The sequence below is a fragment of the Photobacterium sp. AWH4_225 genome (genome assembly GCF_056158405.1).
Genome location: NZ_JBSWTF010000001.1, coordinates 200,689 through 217,882, shown reverse-complemented (window position 1 = coordinate 217,882; position 17,194 = coordinate 200,689). Strand labels below are relative to the sequence as shown.

19 protein-coding genes are annotated in these 17,194 nt (G+C 54.1%); 9 read left to right on the top strand and 10 right to left on the bottom strand.

Translation table 11 applies throughout. The features are described 5' to 3' along the window. Positions 1 to 3 precede the first annotated feature (3 nt). On the bottom strand, positions 4 to 807 hold the full coding sequence (gene fkpA, locus ACXAD4_RS01095) for an FKBP-type peptidyl-prolyl cis-trans isomerase (RefSeq protein WP_475238034.1): 804 nt from the start codon (positions 805 to 807) through the stop codon (positions 4 to 6). Between the two features lie 177 nt (positions 808 to 984). Here fkpA and ACXAD4_RS01090 point away from each other — a divergent pair, with 177 nt between their 5' ends. Continuing rightward, entirely contained in the window at positions 985 to 1,962 is a 978-nt protein-coding gene (locus ACXAD4_RS01090) for a WD40 repeat domain-containing protein (RefSeq protein WP_475238032.1), read from the top strand. A 4-nt stretch (positions 1,963 to 1,966) separates the two neighbouring features. After that, entirely contained in the window at positions 1,967 to 2,188 is a 222-nt protein-coding gene (locus ACXAD4_RS01085) for a SlyX family protein (RefSeq protein ID WP_039468948.1), read from the top strand. Positions 2,189 to 2,240: 52 nt separating this feature from the next. On the opposite strand, the gene slyD is transcribed toward ACXAD4_RS01085, so the two are convergent. The 4 genes from slyD to kefG all read right to left on the bottom strand — a co-directional run bounded on the left by slyD (position 2,241) and on the right by kefG (position 5,549). Next, a complete protein-coding gene (gene slyD, locus ACXAD4_RS01080; RefSeq protein ID WP_107299044.1) occupies positions 2,241 to 2,810 on the bottom strand; it encodes a peptidylprolyl isomerase in 570 nt (189 codons plus the stop codon). A 102-nt stretch (positions 2,811 to 2,912) separates the two neighbouring features. Continuing rightward, positions 2,913 to 3,125: a YheV family putative zinc ribbon protein gene (locus tag ACXAD4_RS01075; protein WP_317524778.1), complete on the bottom strand. Its 213-nt coding sequence runs from the start codon at positions 3,123 to 3,125 to the stop codon at positions 2,913 to 2,915. A gap of 53 nt (positions 3,126 to 3,178) precedes the next feature. Then, the gene (gene kefB / locus ACXAD4_RS01070; RefSeq protein WP_475238027.1) at positions 3,179 to 4,990 is read right to left on the bottom strand and encodes a glutathione-regulated potassium-efflux system protein KefB; all 1,812 of its coding nucleotides are present in this window, start codon (positions 4,988 to 4,990) and stop codon (positions 3,179 to 3,181) included. Next, the gene (kefG, locus tag ACXAD4_RS01065; RefSeq protein WP_475238026.1) at positions 4,980 to 5,549 is read right to left on the bottom strand and encodes a glutathione-regulated potassium-efflux system ancillary protein KefG; all 570 of its coding nucleotides are present in this window, start codon (positions 5,547 to 5,549) and stop codon (positions 4,980 to 4,982) included. Before kefG ends, kefB begins: the two co-directional genes overlap by 11 nt. A 241-nt stretch (positions 5,550 to 5,790) precedes the next feature. Between kefG and ACXAD4_RS01060 the strand changes: the two genes are divergently transcribed. From ACXAD4_RS01060 to ACXAD4_RS01040, 5 genes are all read left to right on the top strand, one after another. Continuing rightward, positions 5,791 to 7,713: an ABC transporter ATP-binding protein gene (locus ACXAD4_RS01060; protein WP_475238024.1), complete on the top strand. Its 1,923-nt coding sequence runs from the start codon at positions 5,791 to 5,793 to the stop codon at positions 7,711 to 7,713. Next, the gene (locus ACXAD4_RS01055) at positions 7,700 to 8,182 is read left to right on the top strand and encodes a TIGR02444 family protein (protein ID WP_475238023.1); all 483 of its coding nucleotides are present in this window, start codon (positions 7,700 to 7,702) and stop codon (positions 8,180 to 8,182) included. Before ACXAD4_RS01060 ends, ACXAD4_RS01055 begins: the two co-directional genes overlap by 14 nt. Positions 8,183 to 8,207: 25 nt before the next feature. Then, entirely contained in the window at positions 8,208 to 9,182 is a 975-nt protein-coding gene (locus ACXAD4_RS01050) for a hydrolase (RefSeq protein ID WP_475242680.1), read from the top strand. Between the two features lie 161 nt (positions 9,183 to 9,343). Beyond that, positions 9,344 to 9,565: a YheU family protein gene (locus tag ACXAD4_RS01045; protein ID WP_475238021.1), complete on the top strand. Its 222-nt coding sequence runs from the start codon at positions 9,344 to 9,346 to the stop codon at positions 9,563 to 9,565. A gap of 106 nt (positions 9,566 to 9,671) precedes the next feature. Continuing rightward, positions 9,672 to 10,541 carry a phosphoribulokinase gene (locus ACXAD4_RS01040; RefSeq protein WP_107299036.1) on the top strand — a complete coding sequence of 290 codons (870 nt, stop codon included), beginning with the start codon at positions 9,672 to 9,674 and terminating at the stop codon, positions 10,539 to 10,541. 169 nt (positions 10,542 to 10,710) lie between these two features. Here the strand turns inward: ACXAD4_RS01040 and ACXAD4_RS01035 are convergent, their stop codons facing one another. After that, on the bottom strand, positions 10,711 to 11,115 hold the full coding sequence (locus ACXAD4_RS01035) for an OsmC family protein (protein ID WP_317524786.1): 405 nt from the start codon (positions 11,113 to 11,115) through the stop codon (positions 10,711 to 10,713). Positions 11,116 to 11,385: 270 nt separating this feature from the next. On the opposite strand from ACXAD4_RS01035, the gene crp reads away from it, so the two are divergent. Next, on the top strand, positions 11,386 to 12,018 hold the full coding sequence (gene crp, locus ACXAD4_RS01030; RefSeq protein WP_036801200.1) for a cAMP-activated global transcriptional regulator CRP: 633 nt from the start codon (positions 11,386 to 11,388) through the stop codon (positions 12,016 to 12,018). Between the two features lie 191 nt (positions 12,019 to 12,209). Continuing rightward, entirely contained in the window at positions 12,210 to 12,398 is a 189-nt protein-coding gene (locus ACXAD4_RS01025) for a hypothetical protein (protein WP_475238017.1), read from the top strand. A 131-nt stretch (positions 12,399 to 12,529) separates the two neighbouring features. On the opposite strand, the gene ACXAD4_RS01020 is transcribed toward ACXAD4_RS01025, so the two are convergent. From ACXAD4_RS01020 to ACXAD4_RS01005, 4 genes are all read right to left on the bottom strand, one after another. Further along, positions 12,530 to 13,327 (bottom strand): 2-oxoadipate dioxygenase/decarboxylase family protein, encoded by a 798-nt coding sequence (locus ACXAD4_RS01020; protein ID WP_475242679.1) that lies wholly within the window; start codon positions 13,325 to 13,327, stop codon positions 12,530 to 12,532. A gap of 41 nt (positions 13,328 to 13,368) precedes the next feature. Next, a complete protein-coding gene (gene astD, locus ACXAD4_RS01015) occupies positions 13,369 to 14,826 on the bottom strand; it encodes a succinylglutamate-semialdehyde dehydrogenase (RefSeq protein WP_475238016.1) in 1,458 nt (485 codons plus the stop codon). Positions 14,827 to 14,837: 11 nt separating this feature from the next. Continuing rightward, a complete protein-coding gene (astA, locus tag ACXAD4_RS01010; protein ID WP_475238014.1) occupies positions 14,838 to 15,848 on the bottom strand; it encodes an arginine N-succinyltransferase in 1,011 nt (336 codons plus the stop codon). A gap of 110 nt (positions 15,849 to 15,958) precedes the next feature. After that, the gene (locus ACXAD4_RS01005; RefSeq protein WP_475238011.1) at positions 15,959 to 17,173 is read right to left on the bottom strand and encodes an aspartate aminotransferase family protein; all 1,215 of its coding nucleotides are present in this window, start codon (positions 17,171 to 17,173) and stop codon (positions 15,959 to 15,961) included. Between the last annotated feature and the right edge of the window lie 21 nt (positions 17,174 to 17,194).

Sequence of the window (17,194 nt, the reverse complement as noted above, 5' to 3'; positions counted from 1 at the left end):
AGATTACTGAGCCGCTTCTTCTGCTGGCTGATCTGCTTTAACGATATCCAGAAGTTCTACTTCGAATACCAGCGTTGAGTTAGCAGGGATGCTTGGGTTTGCCTGAGAGCCGTATGCTAGCTCTGGCGGGATAACGAAAGTGAACTTAGAGCCAACCGGCATTAGCTGAACACCTTCAGTCCAACCAGAAATCACCTGGTTCAGTGGGAAAGTGGCAGGCTGGTTACGCGCGTAAGAGCTGTCGAACTCAGTGCCATCAGTCAGCATACCTTTGTAGTGTACTTTAACCGTATCAGTTGCAGCCGGCTTGTCACCTTCGCCTTGGGTCTCAACCTGGTAAAGCAGGCCTGAGTCAGTCTTCACTACGCCATCTTTCTTCTCGAACTCAGCACGGTAGTCTTCACCGGCCTTGATGTTCTTCTCGGCTTCTTCCTGTGCTTTCTGCTGGGCAATTTCAGACACACGCTGATCTAGCGACTGAAGTGCCTGCTGGGTTTCTTCCGGCGTTAGGCGGCTCTTGTCGGCAAACACATCTGTCACACCCGCCAGCACTTGCTCCTTGCTCAGCTCCAAGCCCAACTCTTTCTGCTGGTCCAGGTTTGCAGCCAGGTATTGCGCCAGTGAAGCACCGATAGCGTAAGCCGCTTTGTCATCTTCAGTCGCGAATGTCGCCGGTGCGGCTTCAGCTGCCACCTGCTCTACTTTTGCAGGCTCTGCCGGTTTTGTTTCCGCTGCTTTTTCATCTTGGCAGCCTACAGCTAGCAGGATCGTTGCAGCCAAAACAGACATCTTCAGAACAGGTTTCATGTATTTCTCCATTTTAAACTGAGGCAATGCCTCAAAAATCAGTCGCCAGTCTTTTCATCAAGCGGTATGAAAAGCACTGTAGATCAATATACTAATATGCACCTTATGAATTCACTGCCCAGCAGTGCATTCATAAGGAAATGACACTATGTGTTAACCAAGTGGAACCAGACCTTAATGCAAACAAAAAGATACGTGCCATGTTTCATTTTGGCACTTTTCATCCTCACTGGCTGTTTTTTTTCCGGTACAGAACTCAATCGCTGGGAACTGGCCCCGGAAGGTACCACCAGTTTCAGCCTCAGCCGAGACGGACGGTTTGCCCTCTACCACTCAGCCCAACAAGGTATCGTGCTGTGGGATTTACAGCAAAACAAAAAGTTAGCGGAGTTTGGTTCTCAAGATCCATATCACAATACGGTGCTCAGCAGCCAGATTTCCGATAACAGCCGCTATGCCATTACCGCGACCGCACAAAACTTTGCCGTCTGGGATCTGGCCTGGGGTCAATCCGAGGGGCTCTGGTCGATATCCGACGGCTTGATCCGCGATGCCGCTATCGCCAACAACGGCCAGCATGTGTTGCTGGCACTATCGAACGGCAAAGCCCTGTACGTCGACTTGGGCAGCGGAAGACGGCTAGAGTTCCTTGCCCACCGAGAAAAAGTCAATTCCGTCGCCATTTCTGCCAATGGCCGCTATGCCCTGTCCGGGGGAAATGACCATTCCGCCTATCTGTGGGATACCCAAAGCGGCCAGATCCTGCAGCACTTTGAGCATCAAAGCCGGATCAGCCGAGTAGCCTTGCAGCGTGATGGTAAACTTGCGATGACAGCAGATGGCAGTAACGACATTTATATCTGGGATCTACAAAGTGGCGAGCAAGTCTCTTCACTGGCCGTCCGGCTTCGTCAGCAGATCCTGTCCAGCGCCCGCTTCTCCGATGACGGCAAACTACTGGCTACCGGTACCCCTGCCCGCCGGGTCGAACTGTGGGACACCCAAAGCGGTGATAATCTGGGTCGCTGGGAAGCGGCAGCCAAACAAGATACTCGACCACCCGCCGCGGTGGTGTATGATGTGGCCATTACGCCCGATAGTCATGTGATCTCGGGAACGTCAGCAGGTATCGCCCAGCAATGGACGACGGAATAACGCAATGAAAGAAATCGAACAGCTACAGGCCCGGATCGACGAGCTTGAAATGAAGCAGGCTTTCCAGGAGCAAACCATCGAGGATCTCAACCAGGCCCTGACCGAGCAGCAGTTCCTGATTGACAAGATGCAGACCCAGTTGAAGTTCATGGTCGGCAAGGTCAAGGGGATGGAGCCATCCAACCTGGCAAGCGAGTCGGAAGAGACACCGCCACCGCATTATTAATAACAAAAAAGGAAGCCCATGGGCTTCCTTTTTTCATGCTAATCGTGAGCGATTAGTGTGAGCAGCCGCAGCCGCCTTTTTCTTCGCCGCCGCAGCAGCCTTCTTCTTTCTCACCGTGGTCGTGGTCGCCGCAGCTACCGCCACCACAGCAGCCGCCACCCTGGTGGATGTGACCGTGAGCGATTTCTTCTTCAGTCGCCGCGCGAACAGCAACAACTTCTACGCCGAAAGTCAGAGTCTGACCTGCTAGCATGTGGTTGCCGTCAACAACAACGTGGTCACCGTCAACTTCAGTCACTTCTACAGGGATTGGGCCCTGATCAGTGTCTGCTAGGAAACGCATACCAACAGTGATTTCGTCTACACCCTGGAAAACGTCAGCAGGTACACGCTGAACCATCGCATCGATGTGCTCGCCGTACGCTTCTTCTGGAGCAACTGTCACTTCAAACTTGTCGCCAGCTTCGCGGCCTTCAAGCGCCTTCTCCAAACCTACGATCAGGTTGTTGTGGCCGTGTAGGTAATCAAGAGGTGCTTCAGTTGTCGACTGGTCAACAACAACGCCTTCTTCGGTCTTAACTTGGTAAGCCAGGCTTACTACGATGTCTTTAGCGACTTTCATGTTTACTCCAATTTTGAACTGGGTATCAAAGGATTTCGCCCGCATGATACCGGATAATGGCAGCAAGATGCCAATATTCTGTTTAAAGGCTGCTCAGCCTATTTAGTCCTCGGGCTTAAAAATCCCGATAACCTGTTGTTTGGTTTGCGAGGAGAGTTGCTCGCTCTGCTCGACGGACTGAGGGGCCCTGGTATCGGTATGACCGCAAGATACACACTCAACCCGCTCGACCTCATTTTCCTGCCACCAGCGCAACGTATCCTGCTGACTACAGCTTGGACAGACTGCACCGGCGATAAACCGTTTCTTGGCCATGCTTTCGCTCCTTGCCACTGTGTTCGTTGTTGTCACTATCGTTTAGTGGCTGGTCAGTCCCAGCCATTATGACGCTCCCGCTCTCCCCGCATTTCCCTATCAAAGATCTCTTCCAGCTCTTTACGCGCTTCTCTGGCTCGAGTAGCCAAATGGACATCTTCCGAGTGCTGCGGTAATAGATCTCTTAGCGCGGTGGTATCCAAGCGGCGGAAATGGGCTTCAGCCCGCTTGGCCTGATAGGGATGCATACCCAGAGATATGAGGGCCTGACGCCCCAAATCAAGGGCGCCGGCAAAAGTTTCGCGGGAAAAATTCTCTACGCCATGGCTAAGTAGCTGGTGAGCTTCAACCCGGCTGCGGGCCCGGGCAAGAACTTTGAGGTTGGGGAAATACTGCTGGCACAAATCAACCACCTCCATCACCTCATCGGGCTCGTCAGTACAGATGATGATGGCTTCGGCTTTATCGGCCCCGGCGGCACGCAGCAGATCAAGCTGGGTCGCATCACCGTAATACACCTTGTAACCAAATTTGCGCAGGAACTGGATCTGGCTCGGGTCGCGTTCCAGTACCGTTACCCGAATTTTATTGGCAAACAGCAAGCGCCCGACTACCTGACCGAAACGGCCGAAACCGGTAATGATCACCCGCGGTTCGCGGTCTATCACGTCCGACTCCAACTCCGCTTCAGCCTCGGCTTTGAAAGTTCGAATAAACCATTTGTCCTGCAGCAGCAAAATCAGTGGCGTCGTCATCATCGACAAACTCACTACCACCAACAAGAACGCCGACAGCTCGCCACCCAGCAACCCCTCGCCCATCGCAGCGGTAAACAGGACAAAAGCAAACTCCCCCCCCTGACTGAGGATCGCTGCCATCTGGCTGCGCGATTTAGCGCGAATACCAAAGATACGGGCCAGCCCATACAGGATCAGCCCCTTGATGCCAATAAGCGCGACTACTGCCAGCAAGATCTGTAATGGGTATTGCAGCAGCAGGCCAAGGTTGACCGCCATACCGACCGAGATAAAGAACAGTCCCAGCAACAAGCCCTTAAATGGCTCAATCGCAATTTCCAGCTCATGACGATACTCACTCTCGGCCAACAGCACCCCGGCCAAGAAAGTGCCGAGCGCCATCGAAAGCCCTAGCGATTGCATGCCCAAGGCAATGCCGATCACCAGCAGCAACGCCGCAACATTGAACAGCTCGCGTACGCCGCTCATCACCACCCAACGGAACAGCGGCCGCAACAAGAAGTGACCACCGACCAACAAGGCAAGAATACCACCAATCATCCAGGCAAAATCAATCCAGCTGCCACCGCCGCCACCGGCCAAAACCGGCAGTATCGCCAGCATCGGGATCACAGCAATGTCTTGGAACAGCAACACGGCAAAGCCAGACTGGCCTGTTTCGCTGCCGCCAAGGTTTTGCTCTTCAATCACCCGCAGGGCAATCGCAGTGGATGACAAGGCCAATCCCATCCCGACCACAAGCGCATCACGCCAAGACACCGCTGGCAATAGTGATTGCCCCGCCAGCAACAGCACCAAGGCCGCAATCACTAAGCTAGTAACCACCACCTGACTACCGCCGAGCCCCAAAATCGGTTTTCGCATCTGCCATAGCTTCTTGGGGTTTAGCTCAAGACCAATCAGGAACAGCAGCAGCACCACACCAAACTCTGAGAAATGGAGAATCGCATCAACATCGGAAATCAGCCTCAGTCCCCATGGACCAATGGCGATCCCCGCCAGCAAGTAACCCAATACAGAGCCCAGCCCCAAACGCTGGGCAATCGGCACCGCTACCACCGCAGCGGCAAGAAAGACGACACTGACCGACAATACATCACTCGCCATACTTCGCCTCCTCCATCAGGGCCATTGGCGCTTCCAGCCATTGGCGGTAGTCCTCGGCGTGTTGTGCTCGCTCATCGGCAGGTATCCGACGGGCCCAGTGCAACACCAGTGGCGGCATCCATTTCATCCGGCATAGCATGGCGCTGAGCTCGAACGGACGGAGGATTTCATCAACACTGCAGCGGTTGTAGCCATCCGGCGTATAGGCCTCAGCCGCCCCACCGGTGGTGATCACCGAACGCCAGTACTTACCCTGGGTCTGGGTGCCTTCACCGTGGGCAAACCCTTTGCTCAGAACAACGTCGATCCACTCCTTAAGCAACGACGGGCAGGAATACATATATAGCGGATGCTGGAAAACAATGATGTCATGATCCCTGATCAGCTCTCGCTCGAAAGTGATATCGATGAAAAAATCAGGATAGGCCGCATAGAGATCATGGACCGTGACATGGGAGAGCCGGCTGATCGCCGCCAGCATGGCGCGGTTAGCAACCGATGCCTCTGGATCAGGATGGGCATAGAGTACGAGTATGCGTGGAAGTCCTTTTGCTGACATAGCATTCCTTGTTACAACAGCAAAATATGCCTATTTCGCCATGAGTTACAACTTTTTATTAACCTATATCCACATAATACATAATTGCAGGCAAAGAGGATCGATTAATCGCCGTCTGCTGCCCGCTTGGTTGCTTTTATTTCCACCAAGGCAGGTATTAGCGGTCACCGCCGCTTTGCGGTAGACTCCGCACTTATTCTTGCATTTAGTTTTTGCGGAGCGGGGCACCCCGGCACAGTCAATGATCACTTTTTCCGATATCCAACTTCTACGCGGTGGCAAGATCCTGCTTGACCAAGCCACGGCGACTATCCACCCGGGCGACAAAGTCGGTCTGGTCGGCAAAAATGGCTGTGGCAAGTCCACCCTGTTTGCCCTGCTCAAGCACGAACTGAGCGTCGATGCCGGTAACTGCCAATACCCGGCCAACTGGGAGCTGGCCTGGGTAGCGCAGGAAACCCCGGCCCTTGAGCGCGAGGCACTGGAGTATGTGATTGACGGTGACCGTGAGTACCGCCAGCTGGAAGCCGACCTGCTCGCTGCCGAACAAGCGGACAATGGTAACAAGGTTGCCGAGCTGCACGGCAAGCTGGAAGCCATCGGCGGCTACAGCATCCGCGCCCGTGCTGCCGAGCTGCTTGACGGCCTTGGCTTTTCGCAAGAGCAAATGCAATGGCACCTAACCCAATTCTCGGGTGGTTGGCGTATGCGTCTCAACCTTGCCCAGGCCCTGCTTTGCCGCTCCGATCTACTGCTACTCGATGAACCAACTAACCACTTGGATCTCGACGCTGTGATGTGGCTGGAAAAATGGTTGCAGAGCTACCGCGGTACATTGGTGCTGATCTCGCACGACCGTGATTTCCTCGACCCTGTCGTCAACCGGATCATCCACATCGAAAACCAAACCATGAACAGCTACACCGGTAACTATTCATCGTTTGAAACCCAGCGAGCAGAAAAGCTGATTTTGCAGCAGGCTATGTACCAGAAGCAGCAAAAACAGATGGCTCACATGCAGTCTTATATCGATCGCTTCCGCTACAAGGCCAGCAAAGCCCGCCAGGCACAAAGTCGGATCAAGGCCCTTGAGCGGATGGAAAAAGTACTGCCGGCCCAGTTCGATAACCCGTTCAGCTTCGAGTTCCGCGAGCCTAGTGCCCTGCCGAACCCTATTTTGATGATGGACCAAGTCGCTGCCGGCTATGGCGATAACCTGATCCTCGAAAAAATCCGGCTGAACTTGGTACCGGGCAGCCGCATCGGCCTGCTTGGCCGAAATGGTGCCGGTAAATCAACTCTGATCAAAATGCTGGCCGGTGAACTGCCTGCCAAAGCCGGGGATTTGACCTACTCGCAAGGGGTGAAAATCGGCTACTTCGCCCAGCACCAGCTCGAAACCCTGTACATGGACGACACCCCGGTCCAGCATATGGCACGCATTGCCCCGCAGGCCACCGAACAGCAACTGCGCGATTACCTTGGCAGCTTCGGCTTCCTGGGTGACAAGGCATTGGAGAAAGTCGGCCCGTTCTCCGGTGGTGAGAAAGCCCGTTTGGTACTGGCACTGATTGTCTGGCAGCGCCCTAATCTGTTGCTACTCGATGAACCGACCAACCACTTGGATCTCGATATGCGCCAGGCACTGACGCTTGCCCTGCAGTCTTACGATGGCGCCATGGTAATTGTCAGCCACGACCGTTTCCTACTGCGTGCGACCACCGATGATCTCTACCTAGTCCATGACCGCCAAGTCGTACCGTTCAACGGCGATCTCAATGACTACCACAAGTGGCTGACTGAGCAGCAACGCAACGAGCGCCGCGAGCAGCAGTCCAGCAAACCGGAAGTGGCCAAGGACAACAGTGCATCTTCGCGCAAGGAGCAGAAGCGCTTGGAAGCCGAGCTGCGCAAGCTAACCGCCCCACTGCGCAAAAAGATCACCCAGCTTGAAACCAAGATGGACAAGTTCAATGCCACTATCACTGACGCCGAAACCCAGCTCAGTGACAGCAGTATCTATGAAGCTGAAAACAAAGCACGCTTGAACGAGCAACTACAGCTTCAAGCCGATGCCAAGTCATCGCTGGAAGAAGTGGAAATGGAGTGGATGGAGCTACAGGAAGAACTCGAGGCGATGGAGCAGCAGCATGCCCCAGAGTAATGACCTGAGCCATTCGAGCCAACAGCCGCTGAGCCATGATGCCTTCTGGCAGTTTAGCTACACTCACTACTTTAAGGCGGACGTCGAAGCCGCCTGTCTGGCCCTGCAGACGTTCCACAATGGCAGCGTCAACCTCGCCCTGCTGATGATCTGGCTCGATGCGCAGTCCATCGACCTCTCGTCGCCACAGCGCAAACAGTTGGAGCAAAGCCTCAAGCCGACTGAGGGCCTGCTCGAGCGCTATCGCCATATGCGTCGCTCGCTGAAACCCCAGCTTGATAGCAACGGTTACGAGCAGCTCAAAGACTTCGAGCTGCAAATGGAGCGCCAGCAGCAACACGACTTGATTGCGGCGTTAAACCAAATGTCGCTTCACCACGTAGCAGAGCATATACCAGGTGCCAATCTGGCACGCTATTGCCATCGCCTGGGGGCTGTGGCATTGATAGACAAACTGATGGCGCAATAAACCACTTCAAGGAGCAATCATGACAATGGCTTTCCAACCAGCCAAAGGGCTCGCAAATCCCCATCTGCAAACCCTACTGCCGCGCTTTTTGCGCCGTAAGCCATTGTTCACTCCCCTCTCCCAGCGTATCGAGACGCCTGATGGCGATTTCCTCGACTTAGCCTGGACCGCCCCTGTTGCCGATTGTCAGCCCGGCCAACCGGTGATGATCCTGTTCCATGGCTTGGAAGGCAGCTTTAACAGCCCCTACGCCAATGGCCTGCTCCATGCCGCCAAACAGCAAGGCTGGCTCGCGGTGATGATGCATTTTCGCGGTTGCAGCGGTGAGATGAACCTCAGGCCGCGTAGCTACCATTCCGGTGAAACCAGCGATGCTCGTTTCTTTATCCAGTGGCTTCGCCAGCAACTGCCAAGCCAGCCCTTTGTCGCCGTGGGTGTATCGCTCGGTGGCAATATGCTGGTGAACTACCTGGCGGAAAGCGGGGAGCACTCTGAGCTCTCTGCCGCCCAGGTGATCTCCCCACCGCTGGACTTAGCTGCCTGCTCGGAACGGATCCAGCAGGGTTTCTCCAAAATCTACCAGCAATACCTACTCGGCTCGATGAAGCGCAACCTGAGCCGGAAAATCGCGGCCCTGCCTAATGATATGCCGGTATCAAGTGAAACTGCATCGCAGCTACAAACCCTGTGGCAGTTTGACGAGCACGTCACTGCCCCCTTGCACGGCTTCAAAGATGCCGCCGATTACTACCAGCGCTGCAGCGGGCTGACCCGCCTTGCTGAAGTCACGGTTCCGCTTAGGGTGATCCATGCCAAGGACGACCCGTTCATGACCGAGGCGGTGATCCCGACAGAGCCGCTGCCGCCGCATATCCAATATGATCTGTGCCAGTACGGCGGACATGTCGGTTTCGTCACCGGCTCGTGGCGCCAGCCGGATTTCTGGCTCGAGAAGACGGTGCCGGAGTGGTTTGGCAAGATCCTAGGTTCGAGATCCTAGTTCCTAGAGAAGAGGCTCTTCTGTTCTGAACCTTATTGTCTTGGACTAAAACCTCTCGCTCTTACCCTGCCTAGGATCTAGGAACCAGGCACTAGGCTCTCTACAACTGACACATTTGCCAATATAATCCCGGTATCTCCTGCAACTGAAAAAGCGCCGTTATGAACATCCCTTGGCAAGACCTTGACCCTGAAACCCTGACTAACCTTATCGAGCATTTCGTCCTGCGCGAAGGAACCGACTACGGCGAGCGCGAGCTGTCACTGGCCGCCAAAGTCGACCGGGTGCGCAAACAATTGGAAAGCGGAGAAGCGGTAATTGTGTACTCCGAGCTGCACGAGACCATCGACATCAAATCCAAGCGCCAATTGGGACACGGTTAACCCTTCCCCAACTTTCGCACACCCTGCATTTTTGGCATCCCGGCTTGACCTGACCGCCCAGCCCTGTTAATAACTCTTTCCGTTAATGTTAACGACAGGGTATGTCATGTCTGCAAAACACCCCATTATTGCAGTAACAGGGTCCTCGGGGGCGGGAACGTCCACCACCTCCGAAGCATTCCGTAAGATGTTCAATATGATGAGCATCAATGCTGCTTGGCTTGAAGGTGACAGTTTTCACCGCTTCACCCGTCCGGAGATGGACGTCGAGATCCGCAAGGCCAAAGAGCAAGGCCGCCATATCAGCTATTTCGGTCCGCAGGCCAACGACTTCCCATTGCTGGAAACCTTCTTCCGCCAATACGGAGAAGACGGTAGCGGCCAGTTCCGCCGCTATCTGCACACGTTTGACGAAGCCGTACCGTATAATCAAATGCCGGGAACATTCACCCCTTGGCAGACGCTACCGGAAAATACCGACTTGCTGTTCTATGAAGGGTTGCACGGTGGCGTGGTTGATGGCGAGGTCAATGCCGCCCAGCATGTTGATCTGCTGATTGGCATGGTGCCAATCGTCAACCTCGAGTGGATCCAGAAGATCGTCAGGGATACCCGGGATCGTGGTCATTCGCGCGAGGCCGTGATGGAGTCGATCGTGCGCTCGATGGACGACTACCTCAATTACATCACCCCGCAGTTCTCCCGCACCCATATCAACTTCCAGCGGGTACCGACAGTCGATACCTCCAACCCGTTTAGTGCCAAGGCGATCCCGAGCCTGGACGAGAGCTTTGTGGTGATCCGCTTCCGCGGGATCAAGAACGTCGACTTCCCTTACCTGCTATCGATGATCCAAGGCTCGTTTATGTCGCGCCACAACACCCTGGTAGTGCCCGGCGGCAAGATGAGTTTTGCAATGGAGCTGATCATGCGACCGCTGATCCAGCAACTGATTGATACGGGGAAAATAGGATAAGAATATTGAGGCTAGAGCCCCCTTCACTAAGTGAAGTTGCCTTTGGTCCCATAGGGCCTATTGGTTCTATGGTTCTATGGTTCTATGGTTCTATGGTTCTATGGTTCTATGGTTCTGCAGGATATCTCTTCCCACAGAACCGCAGTACCATAGGGCCTTAGTGCCGCTATTACTCTTCCACCACCTCATACGAATGGGTCATTTCGACCCCTTCGCCCAGCATCAGGCAAACTGAACAGTATTTTTCCAGTGAATCGGCAACAGTTTTTGCCACAACGGCTTCGTCCAGGTTTTCACCCGTGACCACAAAGTGAAGGTTGGCGGTAGTGAAAATGCGAGGTGCCTGCTCACGACGAACCGAATTGATCTGCGCCTCACAGCCGGTAATTTTCTGTCCCGCAGACTTGAGTCCATCAACCACATCCACCGAGCTACACCCACCAGCAGCCATCAAAACCAGCTCCATCGGGCTTGGCGCTTTTTCGCCACCATTGCCGTCCATTACCACACTGTGGCCGGAATTTGACTGTCCTAGGAAGGTCATATTTTCGACCCATTTGACTCGTGATTGCATTGCTTTCTCCTTACAACTTTTACGGGCTTTCGGCACTATCTAGCAACTGTGTGATCATGTGCACACTTATGACTACAAAATGGCCTTTTCACATAGATCAATATCAAGAAAAGCGCGCCGAAAAAAGATAAAATCTGAACTAATTATTCACGTGAGCTTGCAGCCCAGCGGTTGACTGAATATCCTAAACGACGAACTAATTATGGTTAGGCCCAGCCGCATTATGAAGGACGTCGTTGTTGGGCAACAAACGCAGAGGAAGTTAGTAATATGGTTCCAGGTAAACCTCAAACAGATCCAACTCTAGAGTGGTTTCTTTCCCATTGCCACATTCATAAATACCCTTCAAAGAGTACTTTGATCCACGCGGGTGAAAAAGCAGAGACGCTCTACTACATCGTCAAAGGTTCTGTTGCGGTCCTGATCAAGGATGAAGAAGGTAAGGAAATGATCCTGTCTTACCTAAACCAAGGTGACTTCATCGGTGAATTAGGCCTATTCGAAGAAGGCCAGGAGCGTACCGCTTGGGTTCGTGCTAAGACCCCTTGCGAAGTCGCAGAAATTTCTTTCAAGAAATTCCGCCAGCTTATCCAGGTAAACCCAGACATTCTAATGCGCCTATCTGCGCAAATGGCTAGCCGCCTGCAGGTGACAAGCCAGAAAGTCGGTGACTTGGCATTCCTGGACGTAACAGGCCGCATCGCACAGACGCTATTGAATCTGGCTAAACAGCCGGATGCAATGACCCACCCAGACGGTATGCAAATCAAGATCACTCGTCAGGAAATCGGCCAAATCGTTGGCTGTTCTCGTGAGACCGTAGGTCGTATCTTGAAGATGCTAGAAGAGCAGAACCTGATTTCTGCCCACGGCAAAACTATCGTTGTTTACGGTACGCGCTAAGCTGTTAGCTGTCCGTAAAACGCACCAATATCCAAAAGCCGCCTTGTGCGGCTTTTTTATTACCCTTACCTTTCCCATTTCATGCTTTCAGGGCATTACTGTCTACCACGTCACTGTTTTTGTACTTGTATCTGCTTTACTTGATGCTACATTGTGCATATCAACCTCATCACCTGTAATGGAATACCGGTATGGACATCGAACGCTTTTCACCACATAGCACACATCACTTACATCGCGGTGTGATTTCGCCACTGCCTGATACCATCGAAATGACCGGGTTCAGTGACAGCCGCCACTATCTTGAACAGCACGAGAAGGTGAAGCGCCACACACCGGAAGCCCATTTGGGCTATCCGCTCGACAGCCTCAAACATTAATGCCTAAGCGTTAGACCCAAGAAGCCAAGCATTAAAAAGGCCTATGGCAATGATCGCCACAGGCCCTTGATGCCTTTCACTTATTCATCTCGGCACTGGTCCAATGAAGAAGCGACTAAATGAAAGAACGGCTAATTGGCATCGGTACTTTCGAAGATCTTATCCGCCGACGCTTCGACAAAGCCGGTATACAGCTCACCGTCTTCTTTCGGATATCGCTTGGCAAACTCATAGAAACCACCAGGAACAGTGTAGACCCCATCGGTAAAGCCTACTTCTACCCTGTCGGCCATGGTTGACGACTGCTCGAGCATCACTTCAGGGCTGCCCTTGACCTCACCACCAGAACTGTTGATGTCAAACCCGTTGTGACGCAGCAGGTGATTGACCTCAGCGACCTCGGTGAACTGCTCTAGCTGGTTAATGCTCACTGTAAAGTGGTTGGCACCGAAACCATGGGCAGCGAGCCAACCTGCATACTCGCTTTCTGCCGCCAGTAGCTCGTAGGTCGCATAATCCAACTCCCATAACCGCCCGCCATAGAGGAAGGCCGGATCATGCATCGCCTGCTCGGGTACCTGTTTAACCAAATCCCTGACGGTTTGTTGTAGCAGGGAGCTAAACTGTCCTACCATCAGTTCGCTGATAAACACTTTGGGAGCCAGCGGATTGGGGTGCTCGAAGTGCTCGGCATACAACTTCTTGGCCTCGAAACGGTAGCGGCCGCAAGGCTTGTAGCCAATCGCGATGAACGGAGCTGCCAGTCGGTCGAGACCAACCTGCGGCAGATTGAATGTCCGCAGCGCAATGTGATCATTGAGCAGCGGCTCTTCTTCGGTCAGCAGATCATGAACCTGAGCGGCTGACGGGCACAGGCGTTGGATATAATCCTGCCATAACCCGGAAAATAGTTGCTCTACCCTTTCCATGTGCTCGCTATCCTCTTTGGCTGGTGAATGATTGACGGCCATCAAAGCGTGATGCCCGGTGATAGCTGGGCGGGTAGCTCAGTCTGCTCACCTTCCATCGATGCCATCGGGTACGCACAGTAGTCTGCCGCGTAATAGGCACTTGGTCGCAAGTTGCCAGACGCTCCCGGCCCACCAAATGGCGCATCACCGCTGGCTCCGGTTAACTGGCGGTTGCGGTTAACAATCCCGGCCCGAATATGCTCGATAAAGTATTGCCACTCGCTATCATCGGTCGATACCAAGCCGGCAGACAAGCCATAGCGGGTGTCATTGGCTTTTTCCACCGCCTCATCTAGCTCGTGGTAGCGAGCAACCTGCAGCAGCGGGCCAAAGTATTCCTCATCAGGCAATTCAGCAATCTGGCTGACCTCAATGATCCCCGGGGTGACAATTGCCCCCTGGCCACGGGTGGCCGCTAGCAGTGCTTCGCCGCCAAGCTCAACCAACTGCGACTGGGCCTGCATAATATTATCAGCAGCCTGGACCGAGACTTGTGCTCCCATAAACGGTGCCGGCTCGTCAAACTGACCACCGACACGGATCTGTCTTGTCAGTTCAAGCAAGCGTGCCAGAATTTGGTCTCCCTCCGCGCCATGCGGCAGGTAGAGACGACGTGCGCAGGTACAACGCTGACCGGCACTGATAAAGGCAGACTGAATAATAGTGTAGACAGTAGCATCCAACTCGCCATAGTGACGGGAGATCACCATTGGGTTATTACCGCCCATCTCGAGTGCCAGCATCTTGCCTGGCTGGCCGGCAAACTGGCGGTGCAGCAAATGGCCGGTATTGGCACTGCCGGTAAACAGCAGGCCGTCGATGCCCTTGGCGCCTGCCAAAGCTTCCCCAGTCGCCCGTGCGCCCTGGACCAAATTGATCACGCCGTTAGGCAAGCCTGCCTGTTGCCATAGCTTCATGGTCTCTTCGGCAACTTTCGGGGTCAGATCCGACGGCTTGAATACCACAGTGTTGCCTGCCAACAATGCCGGAACAATGTGGCCGTTGGGCAAGTGGCCCGGGAAGTTGTAAGGACCAAATACTGCCATGACCCCCAATGGACGGTGGCGAAGCACAGCCTGGGTGCCGGCGATGTCTTTTTGCTTTTCGCCGGTCCGCTCCTGGTAGGCACGCAGTGATATCGCAATCTTGCCGACCATGGCACCGGCTTCAGTACGGGTCTCCCACAGCGGTTTACCGGTTTCCTCAGCAATGACCACAGCGATAGCTTCGCTGTGCGCTTTGACTAGCTCGGCAAAACGCTCAACAATTGCCTGGCGCTCGGCGAACGGTGTGTTGCGCCAGCTAACTAATGCCGTTCTCGCTGCTGACACAGCCTGCTCTACCTGTTCGGCAGTGGCAGAAAGCCCTTGCCATACCACTTCACTGCTATAGGGGTTGAGCGACTGCATCGCTTGTCCTTCGCCAGCTTGCCAGCGTCCTGCAATCCATTGGGTCATGCTGCTCTCCTTTATTGGGCGATCAGGCGGACCTGATCCCCTTGTTTAACATCCAACGCCTTGGCCGCTTCCGCACTGATCAAAGCCGTGCCATTTAACACATCAACCTTATCGACGACTGCGCGGAAATGGGTAAACGAGGTATTGCTGACAATACTGTCGGCTTGGCCTGTCGGCTGGCCAATTTCCACCCGGCATAGCTGTGAATGACGTACCGACTCGATATTTCTGACATCACATTCGACCGTCGGGCCGGCATCGAAAATATCGACATAGCCACGGCAGGTGAATCCTTCCTTCTCCAACAAGCGAAGCGCCGGACGGGTTTTATCATGCACCTGACCGATCACCGCCTGCGCTTCTGGGCTGAGCAGGTTGACGTAAATCGGTAGCTTCGGCATCAGGTCGGCAATGAAACCCTTCTTGCCAATACCCGTCAGGTAATCCGCCAAGGTAAAATCAATCGAGAAGAAGTGCTCTTTTAGCCACTCCCAGAACGGAGAGTTACCGTCTTCGTCGGACACGCCGCGCATTTCGGCAATCACGGTATTGTCAAAACGCTCCGGGTGCTCGGCCATCATCAGGAAACGACATTTGGACAACAGGCGGCCATTGAGCCCCTGACGCCATTCGGGACGCAAGAACAAGGTGCAAAGCTCACTGACGCCGGTGTAGTCATTACCGAAGGTCAGCACTTTCACCACGTTATGGACATTGAGGCGACGGGATGAGTGCACCACGGTACTCAAATGGTAGGTATAGAATGGATTATCCAACCCAATCGCGGCCTCGATAGCCGTCGTCCCTGCAATTTCCCCGGTCTCGGTATCTTCCGCCACCATCAGGTAACCTTCCGAGCCCGGTTGGGTAACCGCTTTGGCAAAGCTCTCTTCGGAATGCTGAATGCGGTTGGCGAGGATTTCCTCGTTAACCGGTAGCGAGGTGAAACCATGGCCCGACTCTTCCGCACACTGTAGTAGTGCCGGCAGATCCGCGGCAGTAATAGGACGTATAACCAGCATCGAACTCCCTCCTGATGCAAGCTGCAGCTTGGCTGCCAACTATTGATAAGACCGGCACAGGGCCGGAGGCTGCGGCCAAGCTCCTGCCAGCCGCATCCAGTTAAACAAAATTATGAATAGATTTTGGCGATAGCGCGCTCGAGACGGGCCATGCCCTCGTCGATGTCGGCTTTATCGATCACCAAAGACGGGGTGAAGCGCACCACGTTGGTACCGGCAACCAGTACCATCAAGCCTTCCTCACCCGCCGCCAGCAAGATATCTCTTGCCCGGCCCTGCCACTCCTCATTGAGTGCCGCGCCAAGCAACAGCCCCTTGCCACGAACTTCAGCAAATACCGGATACTTGGCATTGATTGCCTCCAGCGCCTCGCGGAACCATTGCTCACGCTGCTTGACGCCAGCCAACACTTCCGGCTTGGTCACTTCACTGACGACCGCTTCAGCGACCGCACAAGCCAGCGGGTTACCGCCGTAGGTTGAACCGTGAGTACCGATTTTTAGGTGAGTAGCCAGCTCTGTCGTCGTCAGCATGGCACCGATAGGGAAACCACCACCGAGCGACTTCGCTGTGCTAAGGATATCCGGCGTCACACCCAGCCCCTGATAGGCATAGAAGTCGCCGGTACGGCCGTTACCGGTTTGTACCTCATCGAAAATAAGCAAAGCATTGTGCTTGTCACACAGCTCGCGAACGCCCTGAACAAACTCTGGGGTTGGCGATACAATACCGCCCTCGCCCTGCAACGGCTCCATCATGATTGCACAGGTACGCTCCGACATATGCTCTGCCAGGCTGGACAGATCATTGTAAGCAAGATGGGTTACCGCGCCTGGCTTTGGCCCAAAACCATCGGAATAGGCCTCTTGGCCACCGACCGTCACGGTAAAGAAAGTCCGGCCGTGGAAACCTTGTTTGAAAGAAATGATCTCGGATTTCTCCGGACCAAACTTGTCCGCCGCGTAACGACGAGCCAGTTTCAGTGCAGCCTCGTTGGCCTCGGCACCGGAGTTGGCAAAGAAAACTTTATCGGCAAAGCTGTGCTCGGTGAGCAGTTTGGCCAATCGCAGTGCCGGCTCGTTGGTCATCACGTTACTCAGGTGCCAGATCTGCTCGGCCTGCGCCTTAAGCGCATCAACCATCACTGGATGGCAGTGGCCCAGACAGCTCACCGCGATACCGCCAGCAAAGTCGATATACTCGCGACCTTCCTGATCCCACACCCGTGCACCCTGCCCCTTCACCGGGATCATTTGCATCGGTGCGTAACACGGCACCATCACTTCATCGAACACCTGACGATCGACTTTATACTCCTTTGCCATTATCGTTTCCTTCTAATGTTT